11 protein-coding genes and 1 riboswitch are annotated in these 12,352 nt (G+C 73.9%); of the genes, 3 read left to right on the top strand and 8 right to left on the bottom strand.

Annotated features, from left to right (window positions below; translation table 11 throughout):
- The 5 genes from ACFXGA_RS36995 to ACFXGA_RS36975 form a co-directional block, all read right to left on the bottom strand.
- On the bottom strand, positions 1–195 hold a 195-nt coding region (locus ACFXGA_RS36995; RefSeq protein ID WP_378096742.1), incomplete at its 3' end, for a beta-ketoacyl synthase N-terminal-like domain-containing protein.
- The gene (locus tag ACFXGA_RS36990) at positions 192–431 is read right to left on the bottom strand and encodes an acyl carrier protein (RefSeq protein ID WP_053720023.1); all 240 of its coding nucleotides are present in this window, start codon (positions 429–431) and stop codon (positions 192–194) included. The genes ACFXGA_RS36995 and ACFXGA_RS36990, both read right to left, overlap by 4 nt.
- Positions 432–492: 61 nt before the next feature.
- Positions 493–1,470, bottom strand: coding sequence for a beta-ketoacyl-ACP synthase III (locus tag ACFXGA_RS36985; RefSeq protein WP_378096739.1), 978 nt, complete (start codon positions 1,468–1,470; stop codon positions 493–495).
- A complete protein-coding gene (locus ACFXGA_RS36980; RefSeq protein WP_378096736.1) occupies positions 1,467–2,417 on the bottom strand; it encodes an ACP S-malonyltransferase in 951 nt (316 codons plus the stop codon). The genes ACFXGA_RS36985 and ACFXGA_RS36980 overlap by 4 nt, the downstream gene beginning before the upstream one ends.
- 159 nt (positions 2,418–2,576) lie before the next feature.
- On the bottom strand, positions 2,577–3,752 hold the full coding sequence (locus tag ACFXGA_RS36975) for a PucR family transcriptional regulator (protein WP_378096733.1): 1,176 nt from the start codon (positions 3,750–3,752) through the stop codon (positions 2,577–2,579).
- A gap of 129 nt (positions 3,753–3,881) precedes the next feature.
- Here ACFXGA_RS36975 and ACFXGA_RS36970 point away from each other — a divergent pair, with 129 nt between their 5' ends.
- Entirely contained in the window at positions 3,882–5,381 is a 1,500-nt protein-coding gene (locus tag ACFXGA_RS36970; RefSeq protein ID WP_378096730.1) for an alpha/beta fold hydrolase, read from the top strand.
- A gap of 206 nt (positions 5,382–5,587) precedes the next feature.
- Positions 5,588–6,382: a hypothetical protein gene (locus tag ACFXGA_RS36965; RefSeq protein WP_378096728.1), complete on the top strand. Its 795-nt coding sequence runs from the start codon at positions 5,588–5,590 to the stop codon at positions 6,380–6,382.
- Positions 6,383–6,572: 190 nt separating this feature from the next.
- On the opposite strand, the gene ACFXGA_RS36960 is transcribed toward ACFXGA_RS36965, so the two are convergent.
- Positions 6,573–7,823, bottom strand: a complete 1,251-nt coding sequence (locus tag ACFXGA_RS36960; RefSeq protein ID WP_378096725.1) for a phytase — start codon at positions 7,821–7,823, stop codon at positions 6,573–6,575.
- 144 nt (positions 7,824–7,967) lie between these two features.
- Positions 7,968–8,091, top strand: a riboswitch (FMN riboswitch).
- A 49-nt stretch (positions 8,092–8,140) separates the two neighbouring features.
- On the opposite strand from ACFXGA_RS36960, the gene pnuC reads away from it, so the two are divergent.
- The gene (gene pnuC, locus ACFXGA_RS36955; protein ID WP_378096722.1) at positions 8,141–8,773 is read left to right on the top strand and encodes a nicotinamide riboside transporter PnuC; all 633 of its coding nucleotides are present in this window, start codon (positions 8,141–8,143) and stop codon (positions 8,771–8,773) included.
- A gap of 129 nt (positions 8,774–8,902) precedes the next feature.
- Here pnuC and ACFXGA_RS36950 read toward each other — a convergent pair whose 3' ends face one another.
- Both ACFXGA_RS36950 and ACFXGA_RS36945 read right to left on the bottom strand, forming a co-directional pair.
- On the bottom strand, positions 8,903–10,129 hold the full coding sequence (locus ACFXGA_RS36950; RefSeq protein WP_378096719.1) for an extracellular solute-binding protein: 1,227 nt from the start codon (positions 10,127–10,129) through the stop codon (positions 8,903–8,905).
- 1 nt (position 10,130) lies between these two features.
- Positions 10,131–12,167 carry a substrate-binding domain-containing protein gene (locus tag ACFXGA_RS36945; RefSeq protein ID WP_378096716.1) on the bottom strand — a complete coding sequence of 679 codons (2,037 nt, stop codon included), beginning with the start codon at positions 12,165–12,167 and terminating at the stop codon, positions 10,131–10,133.
- Between the last annotated feature and the right edge of the window lie 185 nt (positions 12,168–12,352).

Raw genomic sequence — 12,352 nt, 5'->3', positions numbered from 1 at the left:
CAGCCCGTCGGTGGGCTCGACCGCGTGGGGCGCGCCGATATACCCCGGCAGGTCCAAGGGATCCACCAAGTCGGCCGTCCGCGCGCGCACGCCGCTGCGGCCGGCCAGGAGGGCGTCCCAGGTGGAGGCGACATCGCCACCGAGCGGGGTGGTGGCACCCAGCCCGGTGACGACGACGTCGTTGCTACTGGTCATGCGTTGCTGGCGATGTAGTTCACCGCATCGCCCACGGTCTTGAGGTTGGCCAGCTCGTCGTCCGGGATCTTCACGCCGAACTTGTCCTCGGCCTGCACGGCGATCTCCACCATGGACAGCGAGTCGATGTCCAGGTCGTCCACAAAGGACTTGTCAGCCGTCACGTCGGCCGCCTCGACACCGGCGACCTCCTCGACGATCTCGGCGAGCCCCTTCTGGATGTCCTCGTTGCTCACTGAAAATCCCTTCCTTCTTGCTTCGCCGGCTGGGTCGTCCCACCGGAGTCTGGAATAGCGGTCACGGCAGCCGGACGACCTGTCCCGCGTAGGACAGGCCGGCCCCGAAGCCGACGAGCAGCGCCACGTCACCGCTGCGCACCTCTCCCGCCGCGCGCATGTGGTCCAGCGCGAGCGGGATCGAAGCGGACGAGGTGTTGCCGGAGTCCACGATGTCACGAGCGATCACCAGGTCTTCGCGCGCACCCTTGGCGTGCAGGCGCTTGGCGATGGCTTCGACGATCCGCAGGTTCGCCTGGTGCGGCACGAAGACGTCCACGTCGGACACCTGCAGGCCGGCCAGTTCGACCGCCTTGAGCGCGATCGGCGCGATCTGGGTGGTCGCCCAGCGGAAGACCGACTGGCCCTCCTGGAAGATGAACGACGCGCGGTCCTTGACGTGGATCATGTCCACCAGGTCGCCCGCGCTGCCCCACGACACCGGGCCGATGCCCGGCTCGTCGGCCGCGCCGACGACCGCCGCGCCCGCGCCGTCCGCGAAGATGATCGCGGTGGACCGGTCGTCGGCGTCGACCCAGTCGGTCAGCTTCTCCGCGCCGATCACCAGCACGTGCTTCGCCGTGCCCGCGCGGACCAGGTCGGAGGCCGTGCCGAGGGCGTAGCAGAACCCGGCGCACGCGGCGTTCAGGTCGAACGCGGCCGCGGCCTTGATCCCGATCCGGTCGGCGACCTGCGCCGCCGCGTTGGGGATCTGGGACGGCATGGTGCAGGTGGCCACGATGACCGCGCCGATGTCCGACGGCGACAGCCCGGCGTCGGCCACGGCCTTGGCGCCCGCCTCGACCGCCATGTCCACCAGCCGCTCGTCGGGCTTGGCGATCCGGCGGTTGACGATGCCGACCCGGTCCCGGATCCACTCGTCCGAGGTGTCCATGCGCAGGCTGAGGTCGTGGTTGCTGACGATCGTCTCGGGCTGGTAGCTGCCGAGGCCGAGGATGCGGGTGCCGATCGAGCCGGTGGGGACCGAGAAGGTGGTCACTCGGCCACCTCCGCCGTTGTCGCGGTGATCATCTCGACGACCTGGTCGAGCTGGTCGGGGGTCTTGAGGCCCAAGGTGGGTGTGCCCTTCAGTTCGCGCTTGGCCAGGCCGGTCAACGCGCCCGCCGGCGGCAGCTCCACCACCGCGGTCACGGCGCGCCCGGCCAGGGTTGCCTGGCAGGCGTCCCACCGCACGGGGCGGGTCACCTGGGAGATCAGTCGGCTCAGCACCTCGTCGCCGTCGGAGACCACGGCGCCGTCGGCGTTGGACAGCAGCGGCAGCCCGGGGTCCTTCGCCACGATCCCGGCGGCACGGGCGCGCAGCGCCTCCTCGGCGGGGGCCATGTAGTGGGTGTGGAACGCGCCCGCGACCTTCAGCGTGCGGATCTTTGCGCGGGCGGGCGGCTGCTCGACCAGCGCCTGCAGCGCCTCCAGCGGGCCGGCGGCCACGATCTGGCCCGCGCCGTTGCGGTTCGCGCCGACCAGGCCCAGCTCGTCCAGGCGGGCGAGGACCTCGTCCTCGTCGCCGCCGAGCACCGCGGCCATGCCGGTCGGCGTCAGGGCGCAGGCGGCGGCCATCTCGGCGCCGCGCACGGCGGCCAGCGCCACGGCGTCGTCGGTGCTCAGCACGCCCGCGATGGCGGCGGCGGCCAGCTCGCCGACGGAGTGGCCGCCGACGATCGTGTCGGCGGGCAGCTCGACGCGGCGGCGCAGCTCCTCGTAGGCCAGCAGGGCGAGCGCCACCACCAGCGGCTGGGTGACGGCGGTGTCCTTGATCTCGTCCGCGTCCGCCGTGGTGCCCAGCCGGGCCAGGTCGAGACCGGTCGCCTCGGACCACGCGGCGACGCGCTCGGCGGCACCCTCGACGTCGAGCCAGGGGGTGAGCATGCCGGGTGTCTGGGACCCCTGTCCGGGGGCGAGGAGCGCGATCACCCGCTCACTGAACACGGTCGCGGCGGTTTCCGGTGATGTCGCCACGGACGAAACCCGAGACCAAGCGTTGTAGGGTGTCTACAAATGTGACTCGGAGATGAACGTAGAACGACCTTGCGTGTTGTCGATGAGCCCCCAAACCGGACATGCGTCGTGCGTCACACCCGGTCGAGGTCACCACAACCCGCGGGCGCGGGCGAGCCGCCCCACGGACAACGCGACCCGCAGCACCAGGGCGTCACGGGGGTCGTTGGCGTTCCTCCCGGTGAGCTCGGTGGCCCGCTTGAGCCGGTAGCGGACGGTGTTCGGGTGCACGAACAGCTTGCGCGCGCACGCCTCCAGCACCCCGCCCACTTCGAGGAACGTGTCCACGGTCTCCAGCAGCGCGCCGCCCGCCTCCTCCAGCGGCCGGGCCACCCGGTCGACCAGCTGCCACTCCGCCTCCGGGTCGCCCGCCAGCGCCCGTTCCGGCAGCAGGTCCAGCGAGCGCACCGGCCGCGGCGCGCCGGGCCACCCCACCACCGCGCGCAACCCGGACAGCGCGTCGCCGGCGCTGCGGTGCGCGTCGGCCAGGCTCGTCACGGTCGGCCCCGCCACCACCGGGCCGGGGCCGAACGCGTCGGACATCCGGACCAGCGACTCGCCCCGCTCCGTCTCGCCGCCCAGCACCACCACCAGCCGCGAGCCCTGCACGCTCAGCAGCACCGGCCGCCCGATCCGGGCCGCCCGGCTGCGCACCTCGAACACCACCGCGGGCGGGTCGTCCGACGGCGGGTTGCCCACCAGCACGGTCGCCTCCGCCGCCGGGTCCCAGCCCAGCGCGGTGGCCCGCGACAGCAGCGACTCCTCCGCGTCGCCACGCACGATGCCGTCCACGACCAGCGCCTCCAGCCGGGCGTCCCACGCGCCGCGCGCCTCGGCCGCCGCGGCGTAGGAGGTGGCCGCGGAGAACGCGATCTCCCGGCCGTACCGCAGCACGCCCTCGGTCAGCAACGCGCGCTCGGCCTCGCTCTCGGCCAGCCTGGGCAGCAGCTCCTCGAACAGCTCCAGCGCGATCCGCACCAGCTCCACGGTCTGCCGCAGGCTCACCCACCGCGAGATGTCCTTGGGCGCGGAGCGGAACGCCTCGGCGGTCAGCCGGATCGCCTGCTGCGGGTCGTGCAGCCAGGACACGAACCCGGCGACGCCGTTCTGGATCAGCAGCAGCACCCCGGCCCGCTGGTCGGCGGGCATCCGCCGGAACCACGGCAGGCGCGCCTCCATCTCGGCCACGCTCGCGGCGGCCAGGTCGCCCGACGCCCGTTGCAGGGTCCGCAAGGTGGCCCGCGACAACGCGGTTGAGCTGGTCATACCGCACACGATCGCACGGGCGGCGGAGGCCGACACCAACGAGTGACTCATCCTGACGCTGCGCGCTGATCGTCCTACCGTCGGTGGCGTTCTGACCGGCTCGTTCGGGAGGGTGCCGTGCGCAGGTACATGTCAGTCGGACTGGTGGTCGCCACCGTGCTGGCGACGGTGGTCACGCCGTCGTTCGGGACGGCGCGCAGCGATCCGCTGGCGGAGTTCCACTCGCAGCCGCTCACCTGGTCGCCGTGCAAGCAGGCGTTGGAGTGCGCCGAACTGGTCCTGCCGCTGGACTACGCCCGGCCGCAGGCGGACCGGATCTCGCTCGTGATCAGCCGGCGCAAGGCCGCCGACGCCGCGCGCAGGCGGGGCGTGCTGGTGCTCAACCCCGGCGGTCCGGGCGGCTCGGGCCTGGGCATGCCCGCGTTCCTGGCCAACAGCGAGGTGGCCCAGGTCTACGACCTGATCGGGTTCGACCCGCGCGGCGTCGGCGGCTCGACCGCCCTGACCTGCCGCACCGTGCCCGCGCTGGCCTCGCTCGACACCCGGCCGGCCGACTCGGAGTTCCCGAAGTGGGCCGCCGAGGCGCAGGCGGCCGAGGACGCGTGCCACCGCGCCGCCGGCGGCATCCGGCCGTTCATCAACACCGCGAACACCGCCCGGGACCTCGACGTGGTGCGCGCGGTGCTGGGCGAGGAGAAGATCAACTACCTGGGCTACTCGTACGGCACCTACCTCGGCGCGGTGTACGGCAGCCTGTTCCCCGCGCGGCTGGACCGCAGCGTGCTCGACTCGGCCGTGCACCCGGAGTGGATCTGGCGCGAGCAGTTCATGGAGCAGGCGGTGGCGTACCGGCGCAACGTCGAGGCGTGGGCGGAGTGGGCCGCGCGGCACCACGACCGGTTCGCGCTCGGCGCGACCGCCGCGGAGGTGCTGGGCACCGTCGAGGGCGTCGCGGCGTCCCTCGCGGTGAAACCGGTCGGCGAGTCGAACCGGACCCGCTTCGACTCGGCCGTCGGCGTCGGCGCGCGTTACCGTCCACTGTGGTCCGACCTGGCCGCGGTGGTGGCCCAGCTGCGCGCCGGCGAGCCGTCCGAGGCGGGCGCGCTGATGTCCGGCGAGGCGGACAAGGACCTGGTCTCCGGCGTGTTCAACACGGTCACGTGCGAGGTGGACTGGCCGACCGACCTGGAGACCTACTACGAGGACATGAGGGTCTTCCGCGACCGCTACCCGTACGGCTTCGGCGTGCTGCGGGCGGCGCCGACCACGTGCGCGTTCCGCCGGTTCACCCCGCCCGAGCCGGCGGTGGAGCTGAAGCGCGACGGTTACCCCGTCGGGGTGATCGTGCAGGCCGAGGGAGACACCCAGACGCAGTACGAGAGCGGGCCGGCGCTGGCCGAGCGGCTGCGGCACAACCTGGTCACCGTGCGGGACGAGGGCAAGCACGGCCTGTACGGCAGCGGCAACGCGTGCGTCGACCGCGTGGTCAACCGGTACCTGGTGCGGGGCGTGCTGCCCGGCAGCAGCACGTCGTGCCCCGGCGACCCGCGGCCGGACGTGGGCGCGCCGTCGTCGGCCCTGCACGTGAAGGCTTATTTGGACGGTCGCGGCCTGGCGGCGTGGTTCTGACACCGCGGCCCCACCACGCGAAAACGCCCGGCGCGAGAACCTCGCGCCGGGCGTTTCCCTCTCCCCGGTCCCCACCGGTGATTCCACTCTGGACTGCCGGCGCGGGAACCGCCACGCCAGTCACCCTTTCGTGCCACCACTTCAGGTTGCCGGGTGATGCCGGCTGAGAAACGATCCCGACAAGCGAGAAGCGAAGGAGGGCCGTCGTGGGCTCCCAGATCACCGATGGACTCGGGCAGGCGTGGGCGATGATCGCCACGTTCGTGCCGAAGCTCCTGGGCTTCCTGGTCGTGCTGCTGATCGGCTGGCTGATCGCCAAGGCCCTGGCGAAGGCCGTCGGGTTCCTGCTCAAGCGGGTCGGGTTCGACCGGCTCGTGGAGCGGTCCGGCCTGGGCGGGGCGATGTCGCGCTCGCCGATCGACGCGTCCAACCTGATCGTCAAGCTCGTCTACTACTTCGTGCTGCTGATCGCGTTGCAGCTCGCGTTCGGCGTGTTCGGCACCGGGAACGCGGTGAGCGCCCTGCTCAACGACGTGATCGCGTACCTGCCGCGCATCGTCGTGGCGATCGTGCTGGTGCTCGTGGCCGCCGCGATCGGCAAGGCCGTGCGCGGCCTGGTCACCGGCGCGCTGGGCGAGCGGCCGTACACCCGGGTGCTGGGCGGCATCACGTACGGCTTCATCGTCGCGCTGGGCGTCATCGCGGCGCTCAACCAGCTCGGCATCGCCGTCGCGGTGACCATGCCGGTGCTGATCGCGGTGCTGGCCACGGTCGGCGGCGTGATCGTGATCGGCGTCGGCGGCGGCCTGGTCCGGCCGATGCAGCAGCGCTGGGAGGGCTGGCTCAACCGGATCCAGGAGGAGTCGGCGCACATCACCCCGGCGCCGCGCCGGTCGCAGGAGCCCGTGACGGCCGCGGCGCGGGCCGCCCGCTCGGGCCCGGCGGACCCGCCGACCCCGCCCGCCGGGATGCCGATCCCGCCGCACACCGAAGGCCGCTGACCCCGTTCGTGCGGGCGGGCCCCCGTCCGGCAGGTGCCGGGCGGGGGCCTGTCGCTGTCCGAGCGTTGAATTCAGGGGTCCCGAACGTAGGACTCACGGGTCCTGAGCGTTCGACTCACGCGTTCTGAACGTAGGACTCACGCGTTCTGGGAGTAGGACACGCGTGTTCCGGAGGGAGGACACGCGGGGGTCAGTGGAGTGCGCGCAGGACGTCGGCCCAGCTCACGTAGGCGAAGCCGGTGGTCGGCAGGTCGCCCTCGGCCGGGGTGCGCTCGCCGTCGTGCACGACCAGCAGGCCCCGCGGGTAGGCCGGGCCGAGGTCGGCCGTGACGACCTGCGCGCCGTCGGAGTGCTCGACCGAGTCCACGCGCCGGCCCGCGTCCACGACGAACTCGCCCGCGTACCGGTTGCGGCCGGTCCGCTCGTAGGCCACGAACCGCGAGTCGCCCTGGCTGGACGCGATCAGGTACCCGTCGCCGATGGTCAGCCCCTCCGCGTCGGCCACCAGGTGCCGGCCGCCGAAGCCGGGGTCCGCGCCCGAGACGGCGCACTCCTCGGTCTCCGGGTCGTAGGTCTGCGGCACCCCGAACGACCGCACCTCGTCCACGAGCACGGGCGTGCCGAACCCGGTGGCCCGCAGCGGCACGCGCCAGATGCCGACGTCCTCCTGCGCCGCGTACAGCACGCCGTGCTCGGAGTCCACCACCATGCCCTCCAGCTGCGGGCCCTCACCCGGCTCGCCGCACGGCGTCCAGGAGGTGCCGTCGGGCAGCCGGAACGACGAGGGCAGGTCCAGCGTCGCCACCACCGACGTGCCGACCGAGCCGGACGGCCCGGCCGTGACGCGCAGCAGCGCCACCCTGGTCTCGTTGCGCCGGTTCGTCACGACCACGGGCGTGCGGCCGACGAACCCGGCCGCGAGCCCGTAGGCCGTGTGCTGGTCGTCCACCTCCTCCTCCGAGGAGGAGAAGACCGGCCGCGCGCCGGGGTCGGTCACGTCCCGCACGACCGCCGCGCCCGCCGCCGCGCCGCGCCCGTCCAGCTCGAACACCCGGATGCGGTCCCGGCCGCGGTCGCTGACGAACGCCAGGTGGCGCGTCCGGCCGCCGACGGGCACCCGGCTCAGCACGTCCACGTTGTTGAACCGGCCCGGCTTGGCGTCCGGCGTCGGCGCGGCGGGCGCCGGGTAGGTGCCCAGGGTGCGGCCGGCCAGGTCGAACGCGGCCAGCCCGCCCTCCTTCAGGGTGCCCAGCACGACGCTCTGCCGGGCCGAGCGCGGGTGCACCCAGATCGCCGGGTCGTCGGCGTCGGCGTTGGCCGGGGCCGCGGCGGGGTCGTCGACGAACGCGCGGGTCTGGGTGACCGGCACGACCTCGGCCGGACCGGGGGAGGAGGCGAGCAGCAGCGGCGCCACCGCGGCGGCCAGGAGCACGATTCGCATTCGGCGCAAGCTAGCGGCCGCCGGTGTACCGGGGCTGAAGTCGAGGTGACCACCGGTGCGCGGGGTTCTCGATTCTTGCCCTCTGTGCCGTTGATCACCCCGGGAACAGGCGGGCGCGCCATGATGTTCCGACGCGATGAGAGACATGCGCTCCGGGGCTCGGTGGAAATCCGAACCGGCGGTGACAGCCCGCGACCCGCCCACCAGGGCGGCTGACCCGGTGGAACTCCGGGGCCGACGGTGAAAGTCCGGATGGGAGGCGCGCGTGCCGTTGGCTTGCCATGCCCCGGGACGGCCTGTCGGGGATGGAGGACGCGGTGCACGTCTTGGTGGAGCAGGGCTTCACGGTCTTCGGCCAGAAGGTCTCCTGGGCCGAGTTCGTCGGGCAGGTCTTCGCGCTGGTGGTGGTGTACCTGGCGCAGAAGCGCACGCTGTGGACCTGGCCCGTGCAGCTGGTCTCGGTCACGCTGCTGTTCGTGGTCTACGTGTCCGCGCAGCTCGGCGGCACGGCGGCGCGGCAGGTGGTGATCGCGCTGATCACCCTCTACGGCTGGTGGGCGTGGACGCGGCGGCGCGACCCGGTGTTCGGCGTGGTCGTCCGCAAGGGCACCGCCAAGGAGCGGGTGGCCGTGGTGGTCGCGTTCGTCCTCGGCACGGTCGGCTTCGCGCTCGTGCTGGACGCGTTGAACGCCTCGTGGGCGCCGTGGCCGGACGCGGCGATCTTCGTCGGCACGGTGCTCGCGTTCACCCTCCAGGGTGTCGGCCTGGTCGAGTTCTGGCTGGTGTGGCTCGTGGTGGACGCGATCGGCGTGCCGCTGCAGATCCAGTCCGGCCTGTACTTCAGCGCCGCCGTCTACACCGTCTTCGCGGTGCTGGTGATCCGCGGCTGGATCGACTGGAACCGGGCCGCGAAGCAGAGCACGGCGCAGCTCGGCGCGGCCACGACCTGACCCGGCGCCGGCCCCGCTCGGTCACACCGCGACTTGACGCCGCCCCTGCTCGCGCGGCCACGACCTGACCTGGCGTCGGCCGCGCCGTGACTTGACGGCCGCGCCTGCCCGGCGCGGCCGCGACCGGGCCTAACGCCGTCCCTGCTCGGCCCTGGACAGCTCCTCCGCGAGCTGGTCCAGGGACTCGTCCACGGAGTCCGGCCGCTCCAGCACGTGGTGCAGGCTCTCCTGCATCACGCTGGTCAGCTCGTCGTAGTGCGGCGACGGGCGCCGGACCCGGGCGTCCAGCAGGCTGTCCCGCAGCGCGGGCGACACCAGGCCCGGCTCGTCGTACAGCGCCCGGAGGGTGGGCGCGAACCCGGCGCGCCGGGCCATCAGGCGCTGGTTGGCCTCGCCGGTGACGAACTCGATGAACTTGCGGGCGGTCTTCTGGTTCGCCGAGCACCGGGACACGGCCAGGTTCCAGCCGCCCAGCGCGCTCGGGCCGGGCAGCGCCACCGCGGCCCACTTGTCGGCGACCCGCGACTCGCCGCCGGCCAGCCGCGGCCCCGCGAACGGCCAGTTGCGCAGGAACAGCGCCCCGCCCGACTGGAACTCCTTCAGGGACGTGTTCTCGTCGTACTTGAGCGCCTCGCGCGGGATCCAGCCCTGCTCGATGCCCTCCGCCAACGCCCGCACGCCGGCCTTCGCCTCGGCGGAGTCCGGGTGCTCCAGGTCGCCGCCGTGCGCCCAGATGGCCTCGGCGGCGTTCACGGTCAGGCCCTCGTAGCGGCTGAGCTGGGCCACGTAGCCCTTGAGCCCGTACCGGGGCGCGACCTCGGTCGCCTGCCGCCTCAGCTCCTCCCACGTGGTCGGCGGCCGCAGCCCTTCGCGGTCGAGCACGTCCTTGCGGTAGTAGAGCAACCCGGCGTCGCTGCGCCACGGGACCGCCCACAGCCCGCCGTCGGGCGAGGCCGCCGTCCGGACCGCCTCCCCCAGCATCCGCTCGACCCCGAACTCCGCCGGGTCGAGCGGGACGAGGTGCCCGGCGGCGCCGAACGCGGCCGTCCACACCACGTCCACGGCCATCACGTCGTAGCAGTCCGGGCCGCCGCTCGCGTCCTCCAGGTCCTGGGCGCGGGCGGTCAACTGGGCGCGGTGCCCGTCGGTGGTGGTCGGCATCTCCACGAACGACACGTCCTCGTGCCGGCTGGCGGTCGCGTTCCACCGCCGCACCAGCTCCCGCACCTGCTGGCCCTCGGTGGTGTCGCGGCCGTCCACGAAGGTGATCGGGCCCTCGCCCTCCTCCGCGTCGTCCACCACCGGGGTCGCGCAGGCCGCCAGCAGCACGAGCAGCGGCACCAGCACACGGATCACGTCACCCTCCCCACGCCGCGCGGGCCACGTCGTCCAGGGCCTCCCCCTGGCGCTGAGACGGCCCCGGAACGTTCCTGTCGACGATCTGGTGGCATGTGCCACCGTGGGCCTCCGCGACGGCGTGGAGGGCCGTTGAGGGCGCGCACGCGCCGTCCGTGAAGCCGACCGCCACCACGTGGACGGGACCGGACATGGCCCGCGCGATCGCGGGGACCGGCGTCCGCGCCGCGAGCACCACGACGTGCACGCCGCGCGCGACGGCCTCCTCGGCCAGGCCCTCCGACAGCGGCAGGTCGGGGACCACCCGGTCCTCGGGGCCGGCCAGCAGCGCCACCTGCCGGAGGAACGTGTTCGCGTCCGCCGAGCCGTCGCCGACCAGGCCGATCACCCGCGCCCGGCTCGCGCGCTCCCACGCCGCGCGCACCGCCGTCGCGTCCGGCACGACCGGCAGCAGGCGCGGCCGCCCCGGGCGCACGCCCAGCCCGGGGTCGGCGCCGACGTTCCAGGCCACGTCCCGGAACCGCGCCCGCCGGAACTGCTCCTGGGCCTGGTCGGAGCGCAGGTACTCGAGGAACCGGTCCACGATCCGCTGCCGCCGCTCGTTGCGCGGCCGCTCCGGCCGCTCGATCTCCACGAACGGGTGGTTCAGCTGGAACGTGCCGTCGGCCGGGTACAGCACCCGGCAGCCTTCGGTGTCGGCCACCGCCTTCTCCGAGCCGACCACCGTCACGTCGCCCACGCACGGCTCGTCGGCGGTGGACGCGCGGGTGATCTCGTGCAGCCTGCGCGGCACGTCCGCCGCGTCCAGGTCCAGCCCGCCGAGCCTGCCGTGCGCCAGGGCCGCCGCGGCCAGCACCCCGACCCCCGAGGACGGGTCCACCTCGGCGTGCCGCCCGGAGTAGTCCCACCGGAAGTCGCCGTCCGGCGCGATCCGCCCGGCCAGCTCCTCCGACGCGCCCAGCACCACCGGGGACACCGCCACGCTGTCGCGCGGGCGCAGCCGCACGTCGGTGCGGTCCCGCAGGCGCGCCTCCACGGCGCGGACCTCGGCGTCGCTGTCCGGCAGCCACACGTGCGGCTCGGGGCCCACCGCGGTCAGGTCGCCCGTCGCCCAGCCCTGGCCGAGCGCCTGCGCGGCCCGCTGGTCGGTCGACGGCCCGCTGAAGACCAGCGCGTTCAGCTCCTTGCACTGCAGCTCGTTGTGCGGGCCGGTGGTGTCCTCGAACGCCAGCGCGAGCGAGCGGACGACCTCCTCCAGCTCGTCGGACACCAGCACGTTCAGCTGGACCGGGGGCGGGCAGGGCGGCACGGCGGCGGGCGCGGAGCCCGCCGCGTTCGTCACGCCGACCACCAGCAGCGGCAGCACCAGCAGCAGGGGCGCCAGGCGCGGCTTCGGGAGCCTCGGCCGCGGCACGCGGTCGGGTGGCGCGGGCGGCGGGGGAGGGGCCGGCTCGGGCGCGGCGGCGTTCGGCAGGTGCAGCCAGGCGTGCCCGCGGACCTCCTTGACCTCCACGTCCACCCGGCGGAACGAGCCCGGGTCCATCGCCGGGTCGGGTTCCACCACGTCGGCGTAGAACCGGTCGGACACGATCAGCGCGAACAACCCCGTCGAGCGCTCCAGCGCGTCGCGCAGCGGCCGGGAGTCGAGCAGCCGGAACGCCAGCGTCACCGCCTCGCCGACCACGCCCTCGTCGTCGTGCTGCACCTCGCCCGCCGTGATGGCCATCCGCAGCCGCATCAGCGCGTCCTCGGTGCGGGTGGCGTTGTACCGGCGCAGCTCGCCGTGCAGGGCGTGCACCAGGCCGTCGGCCACCCGGCTCTTGGGCACGTCGGGCGGCACGAGCACCAGCACGCCGTCGCCCCGGTCCTCGTGGTAGGCCGCCGACCAGTCCAGCCCGCAGTCCTCGAACGCCGCCGCCAGCGCCGCGTACAGGCCGCGCCGGATCGCGCCCTGCGGGATGAGGGACCTCCGGCTGAACGCGGACACGTCCACGACCACGACCGTGCGGTGCACCGCGTGCTGCGGCTGCGGCCCCATCCGACCCCTCGTTGGAACGCCGGGTTTCTGCGTCAAGTCTATGGGGCGGATCACATCCCGCAGCGGGAACGCGCAGATTTCCGCTGGTCGGCCGCATTAGTGCGGAAACGCCCCGGGGGGGGGGGGGCGCCCACCCCGCGCCCCCCCCCGGGCCGCCCCGACCCCCCCCCCCCCCGCGCGGGGGC

The organism is Actinosynnema sp. NPDC059335 (genome assembly GCF_042752395.1).
Taxonomy (GTDB): domain Bacteria; phylum Actinomycetota; class Actinomycetes; order Mycobacteriales; family Pseudonocardiaceae; genus Actinosynnema.
The sequence above is the reverse complement of the archived record's forward strand: the minus strand, read 5'-3'. Positions and strand labels throughout refer to the sequence as shown.

Bases quoted from the DNA above. Each gene is read 5' to 3' on its own strand.
- ACFXGA_RS36975 (WP_378096733.1), bottom strand. From the start codon at position 3,752: ATGACCAGCTCAACCGCGTTGTCGCGGGCCACCTTGCGGACCCTGCAA.
- ACFXGA_RS36970 (WP_378096730.1), top strand. From the start codon at position 3,882: ATGTCAGTCGGACTGGTGGTCGCCACCGTGCTGGCGACGGTGGTCACG.
- ACFXGA_RS36960 (WP_378096725.1), bottom strand. From the start codon at position 7,823: ATGCGAATCGTGCTCCTGGCCGCCGCGGTGGCGCCGCTGCTGCTCGCC.
- ACFXGA_RS36945 (WP_378096716.1), bottom strand. From the start codon at position 12,167: ATGGGGCCGCAGCCGCAGCACGCGGTGCACCGCACGGTCGTGGTCGTG.